This window comes from Sporosarcina sp. FSL K6-5500 (genome assembly GCF_038005665.1).
Classification (GTDB): domain Bacteria; phylum Bacillota; class Bacilli; order Bacillales_A; family Planococcaceae; genus Sporosarcina; species Sporosarcina psychrophila.
In genome coordinates this window covers 3,525,349-3,548,103 of sequence record NZ_JBBOTP010000001.1, presented here as the reverse complement: position 1 = coordinate 3,548,103, position 22,755 = coordinate 3,525,349, and the positions used below count along the sequence as shown (strand labels likewise).

Annotated in this window: 18 protein-coding genes, 1 other RNA gene and 1 other annotated feature; of the genes, 2 read left to right on the top strand and 17 right to left on the bottom strand. The window is 42.3% G+C overall.

The features are described 5' to 3' along the window. Nucleotides 1-174 precede the first annotated feature (174 nt). The 6 genes from MKX62_RS16965 to hisS form a co-directional block, all read right to left on the bottom strand. On the bottom strand, nucleotides 175-912 hold the full coding sequence (locus tag MKX62_RS16965; protein ID WP_338652734.1) for a DUF4184 family protein: 738 nt from the start codon (nucleotides 910-912) through the stop codon (nucleotides 175-177). A 322-nt stretch (nucleotides 913-1,234) separates the two neighbouring features. Then, nucleotides 1,235-2,056, bottom strand: a complete 822-nt coding sequence (locus MKX62_RS16960; RefSeq protein ID WP_187047481.1) for a DUF6612 family protein — start codon at nucleotides 2,054-2,056, stop codon at nucleotides 1,235-1,237. A gap of 208 nt (nucleotides 2,057-2,264) precedes the next feature. After that, nucleotides 2,265-3,032: a tRNA threonylcarbamoyladenosine dehydratase gene (locus MKX62_RS16955; RefSeq protein ID WP_340741930.1), complete on the bottom strand. Its 768-nt coding sequence runs from the start codon at nucleotides 3,030-3,032 to the stop codon at nucleotides 2,265-2,267. Nucleotides 3,033-3,128: 96 nt separating this feature from the next. Then, nucleotides 3,129-3,309, bottom strand: a non-coding RNA gene (ssrS, locus tag MKX62_RS16950) — 6S RNA. Between the two features lie 82 nt (nucleotides 3,310-3,391). Then, nucleotides 3,392-5,158: an aspartate--tRNA ligase gene (aspS, locus tag MKX62_RS16945; protein ID WP_338652735.1), complete on the bottom strand. Its 1,767-nt coding sequence runs from the start codon at nucleotides 5,156-5,158 to the stop codon at nucleotides 3,392-3,394. Between the two features lie 19 nt (nucleotides 5,159-5,177). Then, nucleotides 5,178-6,452: a histidine--tRNA ligase gene (gene hisS / locus MKX62_RS16940; RefSeq protein ID WP_340741929.1), complete on the bottom strand. Its 1,275-nt coding sequence runs from the start codon at nucleotides 6,450-6,452 to the stop codon at nucleotides 5,178-5,180. Between the two features lie 171 nt (nucleotides 6,453-6,623). Then, nucleotides 6,624-6,860: a binding site (T-box leader), on the bottom strand. Nucleotides 6,861-7,011: 151 nt separating this feature from the next. On the opposite strand from hisS, the gene MKX62_RS16935 reads away from it, so the two are divergent. Beyond that, nucleotides 7,012-8,526, top strand: coding sequence for an N-acetylmuramoyl-L-alanine amidase (locus tag MKX62_RS16935; RefSeq protein ID WP_340742595.1), 1,515 nt, complete (start codon nucleotides 7,012-7,014; stop codon nucleotides 8,524-8,526). Nucleotides 8,527-8,846: 320 nt separating this feature from the next. On the opposite strand, the gene dtd is transcribed toward MKX62_RS16935, so the two are convergent. From dtd to MKX62_RS16900, 7 genes are all read right to left on the bottom strand, one after another. Further along, nucleotides 8,847-9,287 (bottom strand): D-aminoacyl-tRNA deacylase, encoded by a 441-nt coding sequence (gene dtd, locus MKX62_RS16930; protein WP_340741928.1) that lies wholly within the window; start codon nucleotides 9,285-9,287, stop codon nucleotides 8,847-8,849. 16 nt (nucleotides 9,288-9,303) lie between these two features. Next, a complete protein-coding gene (locus MKX62_RS16925; RefSeq protein WP_067208213.1) occupies nucleotides 9,304-11,502 on the bottom strand; it encodes a RelA/SpoT family protein in 2,199 nt (732 codons plus the stop codon). Between the two features lie 159 nt (nucleotides 11,503-11,661). Further along, nucleotides 11,662-12,174, bottom strand: a complete 513-nt coding sequence (locus tag MKX62_RS16920) for an adenine phosphoribosyltransferase (RefSeq protein WP_067208211.1) — start codon at nucleotides 12,172-12,174, stop codon at nucleotides 11,662-11,664. Further along, complete coding sequence (recJ, locus tag MKX62_RS16915) at nucleotides 12,174-14,513, bottom strand: single-stranded-DNA-specific exonuclease RecJ (protein ID WP_340741927.1); 2,340 nt, start codon at nucleotides 14,511-14,513, stop codon at nucleotides 12,174-12,176. The genes MKX62_RS16920 and recJ overlap by 1 nt, the downstream gene beginning before the upstream one ends. Before the next feature lie 150 nt (nucleotides 14,514-14,663). Further along, entirely contained in the window at nucleotides 14,664-15,008 is a 345-nt protein-coding gene (locus MKX62_RS16910; RefSeq protein ID WP_067208205.1) for a LapA family protein, read from the bottom strand. Between the two features lie 93 nt (nucleotides 15,009-15,101). Then, on the bottom strand, nucleotides 15,102-17,372 hold the full coding sequence (secDF, locus tag MKX62_RS16905; RefSeq protein ID WP_340741926.1) for a protein translocase subunit SecDF: 2,271 nt from the start codon (nucleotides 17,370-17,372) through the stop codon (nucleotides 15,102-15,104). Between the two features lie 181 nt (nucleotides 17,373-17,553). Then, the gene (locus MKX62_RS16900; protein WP_340741925.1) at nucleotides 17,554-17,874 is read right to left on the bottom strand and encodes a post-transcriptional regulator; all 321 of its coding nucleotides are present in this window, start codon (nucleotides 17,872-17,874) and stop codon (nucleotides 17,554-17,556) included. A gap of 96 nt (nucleotides 17,875-17,970) precedes the next feature. On the opposite strand from MKX62_RS16900, the gene MKX62_RS16895 reads away from it, so the two are divergent. Then, on the top strand, nucleotides 17,971-19,488 hold the full coding sequence (locus MKX62_RS16895; RefSeq protein ID WP_187047474.1) for a putative polysaccharide biosynthesis protein: 1,518 nt from the start codon (nucleotides 17,971-17,973) through the stop codon (nucleotides 19,486-19,488). On the opposite strand, the gene MKX62_RS16890 is transcribed toward MKX62_RS16895, so the two are convergent. The 4 genes from MKX62_RS16890 to queA form a co-directional block, all read right to left on the bottom strand. After that, nucleotides 19,482-20,123, bottom strand: a complete 642-nt coding sequence (locus tag MKX62_RS16890; protein WP_067208196.1) for a DUF421 domain-containing protein — start codon at nucleotides 20,121-20,123, stop codon at nucleotides 19,482-19,484. The two genes, MKX62_RS16895 and MKX62_RS16890, sit on opposite strands and share 7 nt — an antisense overlap. 134 nt (nucleotides 20,124-20,257) lie before the next feature. Beyond that, nucleotides 20,258-20,521, bottom strand: a complete 264-nt coding sequence (gene yajC / locus MKX62_RS16885) for a preprotein translocase subunit YajC (RefSeq protein WP_067208193.1) — start codon at nucleotides 20,519-20,521, stop codon at nucleotides 20,258-20,260. Between the two features lie 40 nt (nucleotides 20,522-20,561). Further along, nucleotides 20,562-21,701 carry a tRNA guanosine(34) transglycosylase Tgt gene (gene tgt / locus MKX62_RS16880; protein WP_067208191.1) on the bottom strand — a complete coding sequence of 380 codons (1,140 nt, stop codon included), beginning with the start codon at nucleotides 21,699-21,701 and terminating at the stop codon, nucleotides 20,562-20,564. A 1-nt stretch (nucleotide 21,702) separates the two neighbouring features. Beyond that, nucleotides 21,703-22,752, bottom strand: a complete 1,050-nt coding sequence (gene queA / locus MKX62_RS16875; RefSeq protein ID WP_067208188.1) for a tRNA preQ1(34) S-adenosylmethionine ribosyltransferase-isomerase QueA — start codon at nucleotides 22,750-22,752, stop codon at nucleotides 21,703-21,705. Between the last annotated feature and the right edge of the window lie 3 nt (nucleotides 22,753-22,755).

The following is a 22,755-nucleotide window of genomic DNA, read 5'->3' as shown; positions in this document are numbered from 1 at the left end:
ACATTAAATTAGATTATGAGTAAGAATATAATAAGTACCCCTTTTTCTGGGGCGCTTATTATATGCTTTACTTGGTTTTATTTAGGATTTGATAATCAAATGAAATACGTTTTTCCACAGAACCTACCCCAATCTGTACTTATCTTCATGTTCCTAAAATCCAGGAAATATTAATTACATTCGAACATATTTTTTCAACAAAGAAATTAGGAATAAACTTAGTAAAGAAGAGTCTATAATTCTAACGACCAATATCCCATAACTGGTTATCGAAACAGGGTCAATAAGACACCACAACGATACAAATAATACTGTTAAAATGAATAAAGAAAACCAAAAAATAATTTTTTTCTTAGGATAAACAGTAATATGCTTATGTTTTCTCTGGGTCAATGCTCTATAATACATGTAAACTAAAATCATTGTTATTCCAAATAATGTACTCCCATGTTGTAAAAATTTATACAAAGGTATAGCAAAACCATAGATGTTATAGCTGTGAGTGAATAAAGCCGGAAATTTTAACACCATATATCCGTTTATATGAGTGAAAGAATCCCATACAACGTGAGTTAACATACCGAACAGGGCAGAATAACAAAATACAACTACCTTTAATATAATAGTCGAATCTACTCTTTTCATATAAGTATCTTGTAGAATAGTTGGTAAATGATTGAATAGAATTTGGTGTACAAATATATGGTAAATTACATAAACGATTGTCACCAAGGGTAAATTAAACAAAACGAGCCCAGTAAAAGTATGTCCAATGTCCCCCATTGGTTGGCCTCTCAAAAAGTATTCAAAATCAGGAGCCATACTACCGAATACCATTGCAGAAAAGTTAATATATTTACTTTTTCTTGAGAACGGAAGTATGGCTGCTGGGTGAGCAAAAGTTAGTGGCATGCTATTACACTCCTAGTTGTTTTGTTAAATTTTATTTCAGTTAAATATTGATAGTCTTAATCTATCATAAGAAACTTCGAAATAAACAGTGGAGTAATCCCTCATGATTGAAATCCCAGTTATCAACCATATTAATATGTAATTAAATGAAAGTTCTTTCATAGTAATGTTGATGGTTATTCAGCCCAATTAGCATAAAGCTTGTTATGCCCGCCACACTTTCAATATAAGCTCCTGCGAGACAATTACTCGATATTCAAAATAGCATATGCAAAACCCTCCTAAAAGTTAAACTTTCAGGAGGGTTTTTACTGAGTATTTTTTAGTTAGCTGCAGCTTCTAATAGTTCTGCCGGAACCTTTACATCATCCACGTTGTCGTAGTGACTATAAACTGCATTGATCGTTTGTTTAACTCGATGGGAATTACCATCAACTTGTACCATTGAGTACGTTGTTGTATCAAGTGTCATTTTGAAATCAGTTACATAGAATGATTTGCTATCAATTCCAATCACAATGTCGAATTTATTAATAAGGGGAAACTCACTGTCCACTACATCTACATCCGTATCGCTACCGTTGTTCGACAGGTACAGTGTTTTTTTAAATTCTTTATATTGTTCTCTCGATAATGACAGCCTTAAGTTATAACCATAGTCAATCGGTTCTAACACAAAATCGTTTTCAAAGTCGTTAAAAAACGCGAGGTCCAGTGTTGGCTGAACATTTTCAATCATCGAACCGAATAATTCAGCAATCGAACCGGACTGCAACTCTTCCCATTCCTTTACTTTCGTATCCTTAATGAAAACACGGTCATTTACTTTATATACTTCCGCATCCCATGGATCCCCATTTATCGGTTGCGGTCGCACTTTTACGTCCTGTTTAACTATTTCTGGTTGTAGCGCAGCATCTGAAGTCATTTCATATTTCACGCTATATCTTTCATCAGGTGCTGTTGTTTTCCAAAAATCATCATAAGAGATATGTGTACGCACATTTTTCAATTTAGCAGAGGCATCTTTCGCTTTTTCGAAAACGTCTTGTGCCGTCATTCCTTGTTTCGCTTCCACATTGCCACATGCTGTTAATAAAAGGGCAACTAACCCAAAAACAAATACCTTAAACACTTTATTCACACATAAACACCCTTTCTAGCAATCCAAGTTCATTTTCATAAGCAATCACTCTATTATACCTCTACCCATATTTTGGTGACAACCAAAAAGGTACCGCATGAAAATGAACACAGCCTAAGTTCGCCACATCGTGTGGCAACAAGGAGGGATGAAGTTCAATCCCTCCCTGCTGCGTGACCTACATCCTGTAGGTCCGCGGTGATATCCATTATACTTTATCTTTCACTCGCCGGATAGGAATATCGGCAACGATATCATTCATTACCCAGCTGGCGCAAACAAGACCAGCAACTGATGGGACGAATGCGTTCGATGCAGGTGGCATTTTTGCTTTTCGAATGAAGGCATCAGGTTTACCAACTGTGTCAACAACATCCGGTCTCACGACAATTGGGCTTTCATCAGAAAAGACCACTGACACTCCTTGATAAATACCTTCTTTTTTAAGTTTGCGACGAATTACTTTCGCTACCGGATCTGTATGCGTCTTTGAAATATCCGCAATTTGAAAACGGGTCGGATCCATCTTATTAGCAGCACCCATACTCGATATAATTTTCACGTTACGTGCGACACATTCTTTAATCAAATGAATTTTAAAAATGATTGTATCAGATGCATCGATGACATAATCAGGTTTGTAACTGAAAAACTCTTCAGCTGTCTCTTCCGTATAAAACATATGGAGCGAAATCACTTCACACTCTTTATTAATATCAGCAATGCGCTCTTTCATCACTTCTGCTTTAGAACGGCCGACTGTCGACAAATTAGCGATTAGCTGTCTATTAATATTCGTTATGTCAATATCGTCCTTATCGACAAGGATAATCCGTCCAATTCCGCTCCGCGCACATGCTTCTGCCGCAAATGAACCGACTCCTCCAACACCAAGTATCGCGACAGTCATGTCCCGCATACGATTTACACCTTCTGTACCTATGGCTAATTCATTTCTTGAAAATTGATGTAACAATTGAAATTCCGCCTTTCCATCCATTATAAATTTAAATTTTCCCCAATAAAAAACCCCTCCGCACGTAAGTCAGAGGGGTGTATGATCATGTAAGTAACGAATCCCAAATGTGCCGTCTTTGTAGTATCGCTTTGAACCCGCTCTCAGCAGGTGGGTGTCCTATCCGATTCTTTTGAGGTCCCGACTAAAGGCATGTCATCCGACTCGAAATGCGGACTCCCGACGAAAAAATGTTCGGTCAAAACTGATTGGCAAATAACGAACACTTCAGGATTCGTATTACATGTATAATAACATACATCTTTAGTCAGTTCAACGATTTCACGGAAATAGTTTTTACATTTTTCTAACTTAACTGATTACCGTTTACTCTTTGCCATCACTCGAATTCCAAGTTCAGCTAGTTGAGTATCGTCAACGTGATCAGGCGCTGACGTTAACAGGCAGCTTGCACTCGCTGTTTTCGGAAATGCAATAGTGTCGCGCAAGTTCGTCGAACCAGATAACAACATTACAATACGGTCGAGACCGAATGCAATTCCGCCATGCGGAGGTGTTCCATAGTCAAATGCTTCAAGAAGGAATCCGAATTGTTCGTTCGCTTGTTCCTTACTGAATCCAAGTGCTTCGAACATTTTTTCCTGAACATCACGTTTGTAAATCCGTAGTGACCCACCACCAAGTTCATAACCATTTAAAACAAGGTCATAGGCTTGTGCTTTTACTGTCTCAGGACTTGTTACTAGTTCTTCCACATCTGCCGGCATTGTAAATGGATGGTGTGCTGCCTGGTAGCGACGAGCTTCTTCGTTATATTCGAACAGAGGCCATTCAGTTACCCAAAGGAAGTTGAACTTCGATTCGTCAATTAAGTCGTGGTCTTTTGCAAGCTTAGTACGTAGTGCTCCTAATGTATCTGCGACAACTTTCTTTTTGTCTGCTACAAATAACAATAGATCTCCTACTTCAGCATTCGCTGCAGCTTTTAGTCCTTCGCCCTCTTCTCCTTCGAAGAACTTCGCGATAGGTCCTTTCAGACCTTCGGCATCGACTTTCAACCATGCAAGGCCTTTTGCGCCATAGACTGCTGCAAACTGGCCAAGTGCGTCGATGTCCTTACGAGAATAGCTATCCGCTACTCCTTTTACATTGATGAGTTTAACTTGCCCACCTGACTCGATTGCTGCCGTAAATACTTTGAATGAAGAATCTTTAACGACGTCAGAGACATCTGTCAGTTCCAATGCAAATCGCGTATCCGGTTTATCTGAACCGAAACGCGCCATTGCTTCGTCATAAGGAAGACGTTTAAATGGAATTTGAACATCGATTCCTTTTACATCTTTCATTACCTTTTGCATCATTCGTTCATTCAATTCAATAATATCTTCAATTGACATGAAACTCATTTCCATATCGATCTGAGTGAACTCCGGCTGGCGATCAGCGCGAAGGTCTTCATCGCGGAAACAACGTGCAATTTGATAATAACGGTCGAATCCGGCTACCATCAGCATTTGTTTGAATAGTTGTGGTGACTGTGGCAGCGCGTAAAATTCGCCTTCGTGAACTCGGCTAGGTACTAGATAGTCGCGTGCGCCTTCAGGTGTAGATTTCGTTAGAATCGGCGTTTCTACTTCGAAAAATCCTTCATCGTCAAGGAAGTTACGGACTGTTTTAGTGATGTCTGAACGCATTTTGAACGTATTCGCAAGTTTTGGACGGCGTAAATCAAGGTATCTATATTTCAGTCTAATTTCTTCATTCACGTCTGTTTCATCTTCAATCATGAACGGCGGGTTTTTCGCCTCATTCACGATGTTCAATTCAGTAACTTGAATTTCAATCGAACCGGTTTTCAATAGCGGATTTTTCTGGCCTTCTGCGCGCTCAACAACTAAACCTGTTAGCTCGATTACGAACTCATTGCGCAGTTTGTCTGCCGTCACGATTGCTTCGCTTGAAAAACTCGGGTTAAATACTGCCTGAACGATTCCTGAACGGTCCCGTACGTCGACGAAAATTAGTCCCCCAAGATCCCTTCTTTTTTGAACCCATCCTTGTAATGTAACCGGTTGTCCGATTACCTCTTCTGTCAATTCACCACTATAATGTGTACGTTTCATTGCCTTCATCCGCCTCTCTTTAGCCAATCAATGTTTCTTTAAGTTTTTGAACCAGTTCAGCAACAGGAACTTTTACTTGCGCCCCGTCAGCCATGTTTTTCAATAAAGCAACGCCTTCCGCTACTTCATCTTCACCGATTAGTACAACTGTCCGTGCATTCAATCTATCTGCCGATTTCATTTGCGCTTTCATTTTCCGGTCCATATAATCCATATCCGACCGAATACCAGCTTCTCGAAGTGCACCAAGCAATTTATAGCCTGGACGACGTGCTGTTTCCCCAAGAGTAACGATATAAACGTCAAGTACTGGCTCAGCTTCAAACGATTTCCCTTCAGCAGCCATCGCAAGAAGTAAACGCTCAATACTCATCGCAAAACCGATACCTGGTGCAGAAGGTCCACCGATTTCCTCAGCGAGACCATTGTATCTACCACCGCCGCACAAAGTCGTAATTGCTCCGAATCCTTCCGAAGTGCTCATAATTTCAAATGCCGTGTGATTATAATAATCAAGGCCACGCACAAGATTTGCATCGACCTCATAAGAAATCCCTGCATCGTCGAGATAACCTTTTACATCTGCAAAGTATTGAGCAGACGTTTCATTCAAATAGTCAGCTAAGGATGGTGCTGAAGCAATGAGCGGATTGCCGTTATCGACTTTACAATCTAATATGCGTAGTGGATTTTTTTCCAATCTAGATTGACAATCAGAACAGAATTCCCCTATATGCGGATTGAAGTGCGCAATAAGCGCTTCGCGGTGCGCTATTCTGCACTCTGTATCGCCTAGCGAGTTAATAACAAGTTTCAACTTTGTCAATCCCACTCGCTTATAGACATCCAGTGCCAACGCAATCACTTCTGCGTCAATCGCAGGATCTGCGCTGCCGATTGCTTCTGCTCCAAATTGAACGAATTGACGGTAACGTCCTGCTTGCTGACGCTCATAACGGAACATTGGACCTGTGTAAAAAAGCTTTACAGGCTGATCCGGGTAACCAAACATTTTATTCTCCACGAAAGAGCGTACGACAGCTGCAGTTCCTTCAGGTCGTAGCGTCATTGAACGATCGCCTTTATCCGTAAAGGTATACATCTCTTTTTGAACGACATCAGTTGTCTCACCTACGAGACGTTGAAATAATTCCGTTTGTTCAAATATCGGTGTACGGATTTCTTTATAACGGTAGATATCGCATACTTCGTTAATGATTTTTTCTGCTTGCTGCCATTTCCATGTTTCAGACGGCAAAATATCCTGAGTTCCTCTTGGCACTTTGAAAATCATATAAATTCCCCTTCCTAAATAAGAATCGCAGTCTAGGTACACCACGACCTGTAGCAACTAAGAGGGATGAAGTTCAATCCCTATCCACTGCATAACCTACTTCCTGTAGGCCTGCCGAAGCCTAGACACGCTTAGTCGGTACACAAAAAAAGACCCCCATCCCTTGCCTATGCAAGGGACGAGAGCCTTTATAGCTTCCGCGGTTCCACCCAAATTGACGCAAAAGTTTGCGCCCACTCTAAAACCGGATAACGGCCGGTTCCGTCTGTACTTACTGAATTAGAAATCGTTCAGCACAGAGCCTCGATGGTGTTATTCATTGTAAATCGCTGTAGGATGGATTTCAGCCACGTCCGTCCCTCTCTTGTCAGTCAATTATACAATTACTTTCCATGTCGTTGGCATAAATATAACACGTACTATCCGTGTGAGTTAAATTGTTAATTAATCATCATCTTAATGATTCTGCGTCATAGTGTCAACCTTTTTCGATTAATTGTAGTTTTTTGTAGTGAAAACTTCTACAATGGACTGTAGGGGGTATGATATTTTGTCAAAAATGAGCAAATGGATGATCGCATTCATACTTTTATTCAGCGTATTCTACGACATTCCAACGACTTACGCTAATACGGATTCAGTCGTCGTTGATGCAAAATCCGTACACATCCGGTCCGGTGCCGGTCTTACTTCTGCTGTAATCGGCTCGCTAAAACAGGGTGATCGGGTAGACGTTATTGCTGTTTCTGGAGACTGGTACCAAATCCAGCATGGCAACAGTTCTGGATGGATTGCATCTTGGCTAACTGCTTCCGCAGATCAAGCTACTGGGACAAGTACCGCAGTCGTTTCACGTGTCAGTCAGTTAAATGTGAGATCCAGTCCTTCCACCAATTCAGCAGTACTTGGTCGGATGGCCGCTGGGGACGAAGCAATTGCCACTGGAAATGACGGTGAATGGACTTCCATTACATTTAACGGCACAAACGGTTGGGTACATACAGATTATATTACACCGGTGGCAGATCAAACTGAACCACTGACAACCAATCAAGCCGCAACACCCGAGTCATTTACCGTTTCAGTTGAAGCACTCAACGTCAGAAAAAATGCAGACCTGACCTCCAAACGAGTAGGACTCATCCGTCAAGGTGAATCGTATGACGTTAAGGTAGTCAATGGCAATTGGGTACAAATTTCATTAGATGATAACGAATTGGGTTGGGTCTACTCATTCCACGGCACGCTCACATCGAATGGCAACCAGACTTCCGAAAGCTCAAATTTAGGAACGGTTACCATCCTATCAAATGGGACGAATATCCGTGAAGCCGCTACGACTTCTTCACAGATTGCCGCTCGAGCAGATGCAGGAGAAAAGTTTCCAATTGTTAAACAAGATGGCGACTGGTATGAAATTTCTTTACCGACAGGGGCTTCTGCATTTATTGCTACATGGGTAGTCTCTACGGGCGACGAGGCACTATTGACAGAACCCGTTATGAAAGAATCAGTCCCACGTGTTGCCGGCACTTTAAAGGGGCTTACTATCGTGATTGATCCTGGACACGGCGGTAATGACCGCGGCACAACAGGAGCCCGTGGAACAGACGAAAAGGACATTACAATTCTTACTTCTGAATTATTAGCAGCTAAATTAAAAGCTGCAGGCGCGAATGTGATTACAACTCGTGAAACAGACACTTATGTATCGTTGAGAAAACGAGTCGCTATCAGTAATCAGCATGCTGCGGATGCATTCATCAGTCTCCATTATGATGCCAATCCCGATTCTAGCGTAGCGGGCTTTACGACGTATTACTCACACGCACATCAACAAGCGCTTGCTTCTTCGGTTAATGACGGGCTTGCCTCAACAGTGAATTTGCGTAATCGAGGATCTCAGCCTGGCGATTTCCTAGTTCTTCGTGAAAATAGGCAAAATGCTATTCTGATTGAACTCGGTTTCCTATCGAATTCTGCCGAGGAACGAACGGTCACAAGCGATATGTTCCGTGAACGTGCGACGCATGGTATATATCAAGGTCTTCTTGACTATTTCAATAAAAATTAACTAGAAATGTTGAGTTAAAGAATCCCATTGAATTCGTTACGACGCTCGGGGATGCCTTCCGCCCTAAGCCAAGCAGCTTCGCCGCCGGTCTTAGGGCTTCGGCTACCCCTTGTAAGGCGCCTTCACTTAGTTTGTATAGAATACAATCACTAGTAGTATGAAGAAAAATGCAACGTGCCAGTTACTAACACCATTCGTGCACTTCGAATTGTGGCAGCAGCTGGCACCACGCATTGAATAGAAAAGGACATACCAAACACTCTCTTCTCTTCCAAAACATAAAGGACCTTCCCAGGTATTGAGGAAGGTCCTTTTTCTTATTATTTCGAGTCTAGAATAATCGTTACCGGACCATCGTTAATGAGCTCGACATCCATCATTGCGCCAAAAACACCGGTTTGAACTTTCAAGCCCTCTTCTTCTAATTTTTGGTTGAAGAATTCCCAAAGCGGTTTTGCCTGTTCGGGTCTTGCCGCTTCAATGAAACTTGGGCGACGTCCTTTTTTCACGTCTCCGAACAAAGTAAACTGGGATACTGAAAGAATATCCCCACCTACCTCAACGATTGAATGGTTCATCTTCCCCTCCGTATCTTCCCATAAACGAAGGCCTGCAATTTTCTTCGCAAGATAGGCAGCGTCTTCTTCGCTATCCGAGTGAGTTACACCAACAAGGAGCACGTAGCCCTTTTCAATTGACCCCGTTTTCTCCCCATCGACGCGGACAGTAGCTGGACCCGATCGTTGCAACACAACTTTCATCTGTTACACCTTCCAATCAATTAATGACACGTTCTACAGAATAGATATCGCGGATTTGTTTAATCCGATCAACAATTCTTTGCAAATGTGCAATATCCATAATTTTAATCGTCATATGAATGCGAGCGATTTTGTCTCGGTCCGCTTTGCCACTGACCGCAACCATCGGCGTTTTCGTATCGGCGACAACCATCATCACTTCATTCAACAACCCTTGTCGATCAAAAGCTGACACTTCTATATCAACCAGGAACTCTTTCCTTGAACTAGAAGGCCCTATCGCCCATTCGACGTCGATAATTCGATCATGCTCATCATCTTCGACCACAATATTAGGGCAGTCGGTACGATGGACGGAAACACCGCGACCTTTTGTGATGAATCCTACAATCTCATCACCTGGGACTGGATTACAACACTTCGATAACCTAATTAGCAAATTGTCGATCCCTTTAACAATAACACCTGATTCAGTCATTTTTTCCGGTTGAGGGGATTTCATGTCTGAAACGATTTTGTCAATTGTATCTTGTTGTTCACGTACTTTCCGTAACTTTTCAGCAAGACGATTAACTACCTGCTGAGCGGTTATTCCATTGAACCCAACAGCTCCATACATATCATCTTCGGAAGTGAAGCTGAATTTTTCGATTGTGCGTTTAATATTTTCCTGTGTTAGTACTTCTTTCACATCAAACTCTTGTGATTTTATTTCTTTTTCAATCATTTCTCGGCCTTTTAGGATGTTTTCTTCCCGGAGTTGTTTCTTGAAAAACTGCCGAATTTTATTTTTCGCCTGCGATGTATTGGCAAGTTTTAACCAATCACGGCTTGGTCCAAGCGATTGCTTCGATGTCAAAATTTCAATAATATCTCCCGTAAACAATTCAGTATCAAGCGGGACCATTTTTCCATTCACTTTTGCACCTATTGTCCGATTCCCAATTTCTGAGTGGACACGGTAGGCAAAATCGATGGGGACTGAACTTGCCGGCAGTTCAATAACGTCTCCGTCCGGCGTAAAGACATAGACCATATCCGAGAATAAATCGAATTTAAGTGATTCCATAAATTCTTCAGCGTTAGATGATTCGTTTTGAAATTCGAGTATCTCTCTGAACCAAGTCAATTTCGAATCAATATTACTTGGGGTTTCGGCTACCGTTTTTCCTTCTTTATAGGCCCAGTGTGCTGCAACTCCGAATTCAGCAATTTTGTGCATCTCTTCGGTCCGAATTTGTACCTCAAGCGGATCGCCAGCCGGTCCTACTACGGTCGTATGCAACGACTGATACAGATTCTGTTTTGGCATCGCAATATAATCTTTGAATCTGCCAGGCATCGGCTTCCATAATGTGTGAATGATACCAAGAACCGCATAGCAATCTTTAATACTTGAAACGAGAATTCTGACAGCCAGAAGGTCATAAATCTCATTGAATTCTTTCTTTTGGATAACCATCTTGCGGTAAATCGAATACAGATGTTTTGGACGTCCTGAAAGATCAGCGTCAATTTCCATCTCTCCAATTTCCGTCTTGATTTGCTCCATAACGTTTACTAAATAGTTTTCTCGTTCGACGCGTTTGCGCTTCATCATATTGACAATTCGATAATATTGCTGTGGGTTTAAATAACGTAATGCCGTATCTTCTAACTCCCATTTAATAGCTGAAATACCTAAACGATGGGCAAGTGGCGCAAAGATTTCCAGCGTTTCAGCCGCAACCCGGCGCTGTTTTTCTTCCGGGACATGTTTTAACGTTCGCATATTATGAAGCCGGTCCGCTAATTTAATAAGTATGACACGGATATCCTGAGCCATTGCTACGAACATTTTACGATGATTTTCTGCCTGTTTCTCTTCTTTGGATTTATATTGTAATTTTTCGAGTTTCGTCACACCATCGACAAGCATTGCCACTTCTTCTCCAAAATCTCGGATGATGTCGTCCCTGCTGATGTCTGTATCTTCCACAACGTCGTGTAGAAACCCAGCTGCAACTGTCGAAGGGTCCATTTCCAATTCGGCAAGAATACCCGCTACTTGGACAGGGTGAATAATATATACCTCACCTGAACTTCTATGCTGTCCTTCGTGTGCAGTTTTCGCTGCCTCATATGCTTTTTTGACGAACTCAACATGTTCTTCATTCATATAAGAGGCAACAAGTGTGAATATTTCTTCCGCCGTCATGTCACGATTTTTCGCCATACGATTACCCCTTCCGACTTTATCCGCAAAAATGATTGTATTACCTATTGTATGTATAAATACATGCTCGTGTAAAGGGTTAGTATATGGAAAAGTGGTTCGCACCTTCATTCTGAACATATGAAAAGATCCCCCGCTTATTATCGCGGAGGACCTTTTTCAATATGTGATCAGTGAACGCATGTCATAACCTTGCAATTTTTCACGACCGCTTAAATACGATAACTCTATGATAAACGCACAGCCCGCAACAACTCCGCCTAGTTTTTCAACTAGCTCGACTGTCGCTCCCACCGTACCGCCTGTCGCAAGAAGATCATCGACAATCAATACACGTTGACCAGGCTTTATGGCATCTTTGTGAATTGTTAATGTATCTTTTCCATATTCAAGATCATATTCGACTTCAATTGTTTCTCTTGGCAATTTTCCGGGTTTACGGACAGGAGCAAATCCTACTTCCAGTGCATAGGCAACTGGGCAACCAATGATAAATCCACGCGCTTCAGGGCCGACAATTATATCAGTATTAACCTCTTTCGCAAACTTAACAATTTCATCTGTTGCAAATTTATAAGCTTGACCATTATCCATGATTGTTGAAATATCCTTAAAGCTGATTCCCTTTTTCGGATAATCCGGTACAATCGTCACATATTCTTTCAAATCCATTAGTGTTCCTCCCTGTCGACAATTCCATTTCGCACAGTATCGAACCATTGTTTCAATTCCATATAAGGCGCATATAGCAGTCTTTTCTCAAGCTCAATTTGACGTTCGCGCTCTTTATAAGCTGGCGCTTCCGTCAAATCGCGTTTACCGGCTGTTTCCTGAACGGAAACAAAACCATCTTCAATCTTAACAAATCCTAGCTCAGAAAACACCTTTGACATGAAATAAACCGTATCTTTTTTCCATGCTTTATGTTTTGTGAGCTGAGCTCCGTTCGTAACGAAGTCAAATTTCTCACGTTTTTTCAAGAAACTGTAATACCAGCCAAACTGCTCACGATCAGGAATTCCATCAAAATACCTTGATTCGGATGCATGGAAATGTGCATAGACGCGATCTGGATGGACAGAACCTACAAGTTCTTCAAGTTGGATAACATCGTCCGGTATATCTAGAAGGACAAGATTTTCAGCCTTCGTTATTGCTTCTTGTCCAAATAGAGTAATAACAATCCCCTTCATGGATGATTGAAAATGTGTCACCGTTTGTTCATGGAAAGCAACAAACACTGTATCGTCTAATGGAATGGTTGGCAGCCATCTTGTTGCTTCGCGTACGCCACGCAAATCGAACAGTTGCCATTCATCTGAACGGATATCGCTGATTAATAACTGTGGCTTCTTATTACCATTCCATTCATTCACCTGCAAATCGCCCGTAACCGACAACTTTACACCTGGTGTCAGTTGGTCCGCAATAGGACCCAGTCCGAATCCAATGGCATCAAGTGAAACGCCCTCATCCGCCAATTCCAGCTTCATATGATTCTTTGCCGCACCAATTTTCCGCACAGTCGTGGCTGTAATATCTTCGATCATATAAACAGGCTTTTCAAAAGCCATTCCAAATGGACGCAGCAGTTCTAGCGATTCCAAAACGCTAACATCAATTTCACTAATTGACAGTGGAACATCGATACGAACTTCAGGCGTCAACATTTCTTCAGTCAACACCTCAACTGCCTGTTTATTCAGGTTTTCACGTAGCGTAACAACGTCTGTCACTGCAAGAGACATTCCCGCCGCCATCTGATGACCTCCAAAGTGAGGTAGAAGCTGCGCATTTTTGGATAGCTCGACAAACATATCAAAACCAGCAATACTTCTTGCAGACCCTTTCGCAATTCCTGTTTCCCTGTCAATCGACAAGACAATTGACGGACGGTAATATTTCTCAGTTAATCTTGATGCTACAATTCCCACCACACCTGAATTCCAACCTTCTCCTCCGATAACGAAGACGAGCGGAACTGTATCACCATACATTTTCAATATCATGTCTTCCGCTTCTTTAGCTATTTCAGCTACAATCGCTTGTCGTTCCTTATTCAGCGTATCAAGTTCTTTTGCCAATGTTGTCGCAAGCGTTGCGTCTTCTGTCTTCAATAGTTGAACTGCCGGGGTAGCATCGCCTAGACGCCCAGCTGCGTTCAGACGAGGCCCAATCATAAATCCGATTGACTCCTCTGAGAGTGTTGCTTGTTCAGTGCTAGCGATGCGTGCGAGCGCCTGGATTGCAGGACGTTTTGAAACACGCATCTGCCTGATGCCCTCTTTGACGAAATATCTGTTTTCATCGCGAAGCGGAACTAAATCTGCAACTGTCCCGATAGCAACAAGTTCAAATAAATCTTCCGGAACATCCTCAAGTAATGCGCACGCAAGTTTGAATGCTACACCAACCCCAGCAAGCTCTCCGAACGGATACTCCCCTTCTGGATGTCGAGGATGGATGATGGCATCTGCTGCTGGTAAAACTTCACCGATTTCATGGTGGTCTGTAATGATGATGTCCATTCCGAGTGATTTCGCATATGCAATTTCATCAATACCCGAAATGCCATTGTCGACAGTAATAATAAGCGAGGCCCCTTTTTCGTATAGCTCCAAGAAAAGGTCTTTATTCGGTCCATAGCCGTGCTGGAACCGATTGGGTATCGCATAGAACACATCTGCACCCATTCGCTCCAAAGCCGTTGTAAGGACCGTCACACTCGTCACACCATCACCGTCATAATCGCCATAAACAGCAATTTTTTTATCTGAAGCGATTGCTGTTGTTATGAGCGACACCGCTTTGTCCATATCATATAGTAAAAAAGGGTCATGCATGCTAGATGCATCCATATGTAAAAAATCTTTTGCCACTCCGGAATCTATTATTCCCCTTGAAGTAAGTATTTTTGCCTGGACAGATGAAATACCGAGATCCTTTGTCAACATTGCTACAATTTCTTCATTCGGTCGTTCCACTTTCCATCTTTTCATTGATTCGATCAAATTCCTTCACATCCTTACATTCATTATAGCGGATGGTCTCCGACTCTAAAAGAAAAGACTGCTAAAATTTCCTGAAGTAGAAGTCTGCACTAAATTCGTTAACAAAAAAGAGCATCTTCCCTGTATTAGTAGCTGGAAGACGCTCTTTGCTTATACATTTTTATTTTCGATAATTACTTCGTCATTGGATGGTAAGGCTGTGTACTTTTGCAGTTCCGCAATTTCATTCTGTTGTGCTGCAATTGTAAGCTCTTTGGTGGTCATTTCTTTCATAAGCTCTTTTATGCGACGGCTTGATTGAAATGACAGGAACATTGCGACAAATCCGCTGACTACGGCACCAAGAAGTGCTGCACCTAAAATAACAAGAACGAGTGGCCACTGTGCTTTGCCAAACACATAATTGACTTGAACCGCGTCAACATTAAAAACAGCAAAGATGGCGATAATAATGGCGAATAATAGACCTAGCAGCAAATTCCACTGAAACTTCATATAGTTTTCCCCTTTCATTAAGAAAAAAATAGAACAGAGTATACATAAAGTATACCCTGTTCCATGAATAACCGAAACTTATCATAATATATATTAAACGATAGGTTCGTCTGAACCCCATTGTTTCTTCTTGTCTTCGACTTTAATTGCGCCTTTTTTATTGATTTCACGTTTCTTCAGATCAAACCAGATTTGAGCTGAGATGAAAATCGATGAATAAGTTCCCGCAAACAGTCCAATTAGAAGTGCTATTGAGAATGTCCGGATTGATTCTGCACCGAATAGCATAAGCGCTACTACGACAATGATAACTGTGAGTACCGTATTAACAGAACGCCCAAGTGTCTGACGCAATGATTTGTTAACGATATCTGCCAGTTCTGCCACATTATCGATACGACCGCGATGATTGACATTTTCTCGTATCCGGTCAAATGTCACAATCGTGTCATTGATGGAGTAACCAACAATCGTCAATACGGCGGCGATGAAGGTAATGTCGACTTCTAGACGCAAAAGACTGATTGCTGCTACCATAAAGAACACGTCGTGGAGAAGTCCGACGATGGTCGCGACTCCCATACGCCATTCAAAACGAAGTGCAACGTAAATAACGATACCTAGCATGGCAATCAGCAATGCTTTAATAGCATTCTTCGCGAGTTCCTTACCAACTGTTGGTGAAACAGTAGATATATTCGGATCTGCTCCATATTCTACTGCAAGATCCGCTTTAAATTTGTTGACTTCCTCTTGTTTAAACTCTTCTTTGTAACGCATAACAGCCATATTGCCGGTATCACCAGAAATAACGATATCCTCTGTCGGGTGCCCGATTTCATCCAGATAAGTAGAAATTTCATCTTTCGTCACTGGATGATCGGCAAGCACTTCAACACGCGTACCACTCGAGAAATCAATGCCGAGGTTCAGCTTGAAGATACCGAGCGCAATGACACCACTAATTAGCAATACTGCTGAAATAACATAGAACTTTTTGCGCGTAGCAACGAAATCGAAACGATCAAATTTCGTTGTCAGGTCCAATGTTTCAACATTTTCTTCGGGTGCATGAACCCTGCTTTTCGAAATACCGAACCATGCAGTTTTCCCATCAAACGCACCACTATCAACGAGTAGACCCAAGAGTATACGAGAGCCCCATACAGCCGTTAAGAAGCTAGCTAGAATACTGATGATGAGAATTGTTGCGAAGCCTTTCACTGAGCTTGTCCCGAATATGAACAGAACAACTGCTGCAAGAAGCGTCGTGATATTAGCATCTAGAATGGCGGTGAAAGAATTTTTCGCTCCAGCCATAAACGATGTCTTGACGGATTTACCAACACGTAATTCTTCACGTATCCGTTCATACATTAAGATATTCGCATCGACCGCCATCCCGACCCCGAGCATGAGTGCCGCAATACCAGGCAGGGTTAGCACGCCGTTAATGAGCGTGAAGACAAGTAAAATGATGAAAATATAAACCGTTAACGTAATGACTGCCACTAAACCTGGCAGGCGGTAATACACAAGCATGAATAAGAAGATAAGCGAGATACCGATAATCCCCGCAAAAATTGTCTTGTTAAGTGCTTGTTCACCAAACTGTGCGCCGACGGATGTCGAATAGACTTCTTCAAGGTGAACAGGTAGTGCACCTGCGTTCAAAATTCCCGCAAGGTTCTTCGTCTCTTCTAAAGAGAATGATCCCGATATTTCAACGTCTGATGAGTTAATCGGGTTTGCCACATAGGGTGCTGAAACGAATTTTGGTTTTTCTTTCGTTACTTCCGCTCTAAATGAATCTTCACCTTCTACGAAGTCTAACCAGATGACCATTACGTTCTCTGGTTTTTTTTGTGAGATCAATGTTGTCACTTCACCGAATTTAGTTGGTGATTTCATTTCAAGGGTAACAACTGGATTACCATTTTCGCCAAAGTTAGCCTTGGCCTTCCCCTCTTTCAAGTCGTTTCCGTCTAAAAGGAGATTGTCATCGGCATCCCTGAACGTCAGATTTGCCTGTGTCGACAGGAGTTCCCTAGCTGATTCCTGGTCCTCTACTCCCGCAAGCTGCACGCGAATCCGGTTACCCGACTCGATTTGGATACTTGGTTCACTTACCCCAAGTACGTCAACCCGGTTTCTTAGTGCATTTGCTGTATCTTTAACCATTTCTTCCGTTATTTTTGGGGCATCGTCTTTCAAAGGTTTCACTTGATAAAGGACTTCAAAACCGCCCTGTAAATCCAGACCCAACTTTACATCGTTCACTACCGGTTTCGCAGTCGTTCCAATCGTCAAGCCAAACACGACGATTAATAATAGAAACGCTACGATCCGTCCTCTTCTTTTCATAATCCAATTTCCCCCTCTAAATATGGAGTGCAACTGTACGGCATTTATCTATGTACATACTCCGAGAATAGCGACAGCGCCCCGCAACAACTAGGCGCTGAATACTACACAATTATAAAAACACAATATGTCTATTATGAAACACAGTCATTCATGTGTCAAATTGTCACCTTTGACTCTATCATAACTCACTTTTCGATTTATGTGGTGTCAGTAAGATTTGAAGTTCTTCACTGTTCAAGTCGGTAAACCAGTTTGCACCACGTTGTTCTTCAATCTGTGTAAACGTCATATATTCTGCTGGTGAGATTTTGAGGATTCCATTTGCAATTTCATGCATCCCCATCTCCTCGATATTTTTTTTACGCCATTTCTTCTGGACGCAAAATGTCCAAATGTCCTCTTCGGTTACTGTTGTATAGCCGTACAGATGAAATTCAGTCTTTTTGCTTTCAATTGCAGGCAGCATATGTGTGAACAGTTGTCCGAATCGTCTTGGCATCTTTTCCATCCCTTTCCTGGACAGTCGTAAGTATGGATATTTCTGCATAGGTTTAGTGTATACGAAATGACCGGAATTGAGAAGGAGTTGTTTAAATTGTCTTCATTCATCCGCGGAACTGTCGTACTGATGGTTGCCGTCTTCCTAACCAAGCTTTTAGGATTCGTCTTCCGGATTCAATTCATGCGGATTGCAGGCGAAGAGGCGGTCGGCATCTACATGACCGCTTATCCCGCTTTTATCTTTTTCCTGTCACTTGTTCAGCTTGGTGTACCGATTGCCATAGCCAAAGTGATTGCCGAACTCGAAGCGAAAGGGCAATCCGTAAAAATCCCTTCTCTTATGAAGACAGCTTCCTTCATCACTATCTTGACCGCAGTGGTATTCATTCCAGCTTCTATTTTGTTCGTTCCCTACTTAGCTGAAACACTTCTCGGTAATTCTGCTTCATCCACCACACTGTATGTCGGAATCGCAATCGTACCTATCGCTGCTATCGGGGGCTTGATCCGCGGATATTTCCAAGGTATCGCACGAATCGAAGAAACCGCATGGTCACAAATCATAGAACAAATATGCCGTATCACGCTAATCACATGGCTTTTACCGCATCTACTCGTAGCTGATAATACAGCACTGAGTGCCGCTTATGCGATGGGCGTCACGCTTCTTGCGGAAATGCTATCCGTCCTTTATTTGTTGTTCAAATATAGGCAACAAAAGAAGCGAATACCAAAACAGCAGGAGAAACTCAAGCGCTATCCAATGGAACCTTTGCTAGCCATCGCTTTGCCATCGTCTGGTAGCCGCCTATTCGGTACGTTCACTTGGTTCCTTGAGCCGATTATCTTCCTCCGTGCACTCGCGTTTTCAGGTGTTTCAGCGGTAGCTGCCACAACGTTGTACGGCATTGTATCCGGTGTCCTTGTCCCGTTGCTCCTATTTCCGGCGTTCATCCCATATGCCTTGTCTGTTGTCCTAGTGCCCGCCGTAAGCGGAGCAGTCGCATCAAATAATACGAGAAAACTGAAAGAACGAATTCATCTATCGCTCCGCCTGTCCGCTTTAACAGGTACGTTTGCAGCAACTGTGTTTTTCATTCACGGTGAGGATTTGGCAGTAAAGTTATTCCATGTCACTCAGGGTGCTTCCTATATGGCGTTACTTGCTCCAGTTTTTTTCTTTTATTATATCCAAGGCCCGCTCTATTCAATTTTACAAGCTACGGGTGATGCCAAGGCAGGGATGATGAACTCCGTATACGGTGGTATTGCTAAACTGGCGGTCATGTTCATCCTCGCTTCCCAGCCTGGTTTACAGGTGACAGGGGCAGTCCTTGCGATCGGCTTTGGCGTGCTTATTACATCATTCCTTCATATAGCAACACTTCGGAAAAACAAATCGACCGCTTCCGGCTTCACCATATTTGCTCTGCCTTATGCTTCCTTTATCATGACCTGTATTATGCGACCAATTTTCATCCCAATTGGAGATTTTGGTTTATTCACAGAATGTGCAATCACAAGTGTTTTCCTTCTTGTGATACTTATTTTGACGGGTCAAGTTAAAAAAAGTGATCTATTTCTGTTCAGGAGACTACTGAAAAGTCATTGATAACTCTCTTTCAACTGAAACTTCAGTCCATCATTTTCAAATGAACAATAGAAAATCTGTTCAACATCATTTATTCCGAGGTTCAGTAGTTCTTCTAAAAGCCACTCTTCGGTTTTATCGATAAGTTCAAGATGTTTACCTTGGATAACTCCATCGGAAATAAGCGAAAGTACTGGTTGGATACTGTCGTGTTTAAAGACCGACAAATTTCCCGATGGTTCCAAATAAGCGAATGAGACTTCATGAACAGAGCCAATCTGTTGTTCACGAAGTTGCTGAAATAAATCGTCAAGATTATAACGTTGTTTCCGCATTTCATGCTCAATTATTTTACCGTGCCTAATAATAAGTGTTGGTTCACCATCGACAATATCTCTAAACCTCTTACTTCTCATTGAAAAATAAGAAGAAACGACTTGAATGACGAGTAAAATAAGCATCGGTATGACGGATTGAATCAGATCTTTGTCGGGGGAATCGAGTGCAAATGCGGCAACCTCCGCCATAAAGACGAAGACCACAACATCGATTACACCCAGCTCGCCGACTTCTCGTTTACCCATAATCCGTAAGATGATCAAGATGAGCACATAAAGAAATACCGTCCTAAAACCGATAATTAATAAATCGTTCATAAAGATCTACCCCTTTTACGAAAGGATGCCCTTTACACTTCTGCTTATATACACGTTCAGTACGGAAAAAGAGGCGATTGCCTGAATGGGAAATATCCCACTCAGCCAATCGCCTCTTCAAATTCTTACAATACTTAAATTGATTCTGTTACACGTCCAACAGCTTGTCTATCGAACTGCAGTGTCGTGCCTTCAGAAACTTTAAGAAAAACCGATGAATCATCTACAGCGTCTATCGTGCCGTGAATGCCACCAATTGTGATGACCTTATCTCCACGTTTCAAATCTCCTTGCATCTGCTTCGTCGCTTTCTGTTTCTTTTGCGCCGGTCTGATTAGCAAGAACCACATCACTGCGAACATCGCAACGAATGGCAATAGTTGTGTTAATGAACCCATATATATATCCCCCCTTCAATCAAGATTCATTATACTAGATTTAAAAGTTTTTTGCATTCGGTTTATTAAATCCGTAGCTCTCAAAAAATTCTTCACGGAAATCTCCCAGTCGATCATGGCGAATTGCATCCCTTACCTGCTCCATTAAATTAAGTAGGAAGTGGAGATTATGATAAGAAGTCAGCCTGATTCCGAAAGTTTCATCCGCTCTGATAAGATGGCGAATATAAGCCCTGCTGTACGTTTTACAGACATGGCAGCTACATTTTTCATCAAGAGGACGGAAATCACGCTCGAATTTCGCATTGCGGATATTCAAACGTCCTTCACTCGTCATAAGCGTACCGTTTCGCGCAATACGAGTCGGTAGGACACAGTCAAACATGTCTATACCGCGGATAGCACCGTCAATAAGTGAGTCAGGCGAACCTACACCCATCAAGTAACGCGGCTTGTCCTGTGGTAGAAGCGGTGTTGTGTGTTCAAGGATACGGTTCATAATATCTTTCGGCTCGCCAACAGACAAGCCGCCGATTGCATAACCTGGGAAATCAAGTGACACAAGATCTTTTGCACTTTGAGCACGTAAATCCTCAAACTCGCCACCTTGTATAATGCCGAATAGTGCTTGATCTGCCGGACGTGCATGTGCTCCTAGGCATCTTTCAGCCCATCTAGATGTCCGTTCAACGCTAGCTTTCATATATTCACGAGTTGCAGGGAACGGCGGACATTCATCGAAAGCCATCATAATATCTGCGCCTAGTGAATTCTGAATTTCCATCGCTTTCTCGGGGCTAAGGAACAATTTACTACCGTTCAAATGATGTCTGAAATGGACACCTTCCTCTTCGATTTTACGGAATTCGCTTAGTGAAAACACTTGAAAACCGCCTGAATCGGTCAGAATCGGTCTATCCCAGTTCATGAACTTATGTAGTCCGCCTGCCTCTTCAATGATATCCTGACCCGGACGAAGCCACAGATGATAGGTATTACTTAAAATAATGCCTGCTCCGACTTCTTTCAGCTCTTCAGGTGATAATGTTTTGACAGTTGCCTGTGTACCAACCGGCATAAATGCTGGTGTTTCAAATGAACCGTGTGGTGTATGGACGATTCCAAGACGTGCTCCGGTTTGTTTACAAGTTTTGATATGTTCGTATGTAACTGCTGTCATTTTATGATTCCTTCCTTTGTGACGGTTTTATGAACATTGCATCTCCAAAGCTGAAGAAGCGATATTTTTCCTCAACCGCCCTGTTATATGCCGCTAAAATATGTTCTCGAGTTGTTAGCGCTGAAATCAGCATGATCAACGTCGATTTAGGTAAATGAAAATTGGTTAATAGTCCATCCAAAATACTGAATGTATAACCTGGATAGATGAAAATCGAAGTCCAGCCGCTTGAAGCCACAATTTTACCGGCATTTTCCGAAGCGATTGTCTCTAGTGTTCTCGCAGACGTCGTACCGACCCCTATGACGCGTCCACCTTGTGCTTTGGCTTCATTTATTGCATCCGCTGTTTGTTCAGTGACATGATAATATTCGGAATGCATCGTGTGATCCTCAATCGTATCTGCACTGACTGGACGGAATGTGCCAAGACCGACATGCAGTGTAATGAATGCGATATTGACGCCTTTATTCTGGATACTTTCTAGGATTTCATCGGTGAAATGAAGTCCTGCAGTCGGTGCTGCTGCCGAACCTCGTTCTTTGGCGAACACAGTCTGATAGCGTGCTTGATCATCCAGCGTTTCAGTAATATATGGTGGTAGTGGCATCTGCCCAAGTTCATCTAGGATTTCATAAAAAATACCGTCATAGATAAATTTGAATGTACGTCCACCTTGTTCCAAAATCCCCGTGCACTCTGCTTTCAGACGTCCGTCACCAAAAGTGACAATCGTACCAAGTTTCACACGTTTCGCAGGTTTTGCTAGCGTCTCCCACTCGTCATCTGCCGTTTGCTTCAATAGTAACACTTCAATCATGGCTCCAGTATCTTCTTTCACACCCATTAATCGAGCAGGCAGCACCCGCGTATCATTGAGTACGAGCATATCTCCCGACTCTAGCTCTTCGAGAAGATCACGAAAATGACGGTGCTCTACTTCCCCTGTTTTTGGGTCAAGCACCATAAGACGGCTTGCTGTGCGGTCTAGTAACGGTGTTTGTGCTATTAGATTATCTGGTAAATCGAAATCAAAATCATTTACATCCATCGT

Coding starts and splice junctions, on each gene's coding strand:
- MKX62_RS16890 (WP_067208196.1), bottom strand. CDS start 20,123: ATGAACGATTTATTAATTATCGGTTTTAGGACGGTATTTCTTTATGTG.
- dtd (WP_340741928.1), bottom strand. CDS start 9,287: ATGAAAGTTGTGTTGCAACGATCGGGTCCAGCTACTGTCCGCGTCGAT.
- aspS (WP_338652735.1), bottom strand. CDS start 5,158: ATGAAACGTACACATTATAGTGGTGAATTGACAGAAGAGGTAATCGGA.
- tgt (WP_067208191.1), bottom strand. CDS start 21,701: ATGACAGCAGTTACATACGAACATATCAAAACTTGTAAACAAACCGGA.
- queA (WP_067208188.1), bottom strand. CDS start 22,752: ATGGATGTAAATGATTTTGATTTCGATTTACCAGATAATCTAATAGCA.
- MKX62_RS16935 (WP_340742595.1), top strand. CDS start 7,012: ATGAGCAAATGGATGATCGCATTCATACTTTTATTCAGCGTATTCTAC.
- hisS (WP_340741929.1), bottom strand. CDS start 6,452: ATGATTTTCAAAGTGCCAAGAGGAACTCAGGATATTTTGCCGTCTGAA.
- secDF (WP_340741926.1), bottom strand. CDS start 17,372: ATGAAAAGAAGAGGACGGATCGTAGCGTTTCTATTATTAATCGTCGTG.
- MKX62_RS16925 (WP_067208213.1), bottom strand. CDS start 11,502: ATGGCGAAAAATCGTGACATGACGGCGGAAGAAATATTCACACTTGTT.
- MKX62_RS16965 (WP_338652734.1), bottom strand. CDS start 912: ATGCCACTAACTTTTGCTCACCCAGCAGCCATACTTCCGTTCTCAAGA.
- yajC (WP_067208193.1), bottom strand. CDS start 20,521: ATGGGTTCATTAACACAACTATTGCCATTCGTTGCGATGTTCGCAGTG.
- MKX62_RS16920 (WP_067208211.1), bottom strand. CDS start 12,174: ATGGATTTGAAAGAATATGTGACGATTGTACCGGATTATCCGAAAAAG.
- MKX62_RS16900 (WP_340741925.1), bottom strand. CDS start 17,874: ATGCCAAGACGATTCGGACAACTGTTCACACATATGCTGCCTGCAATT.
- MKX62_RS16910 (WP_067208205.1), bottom strand. CDS start 15,008: ATGAAGTTTCAGTGGAATTTGCTGCTAGGTCTATTATTCGCCATTATT.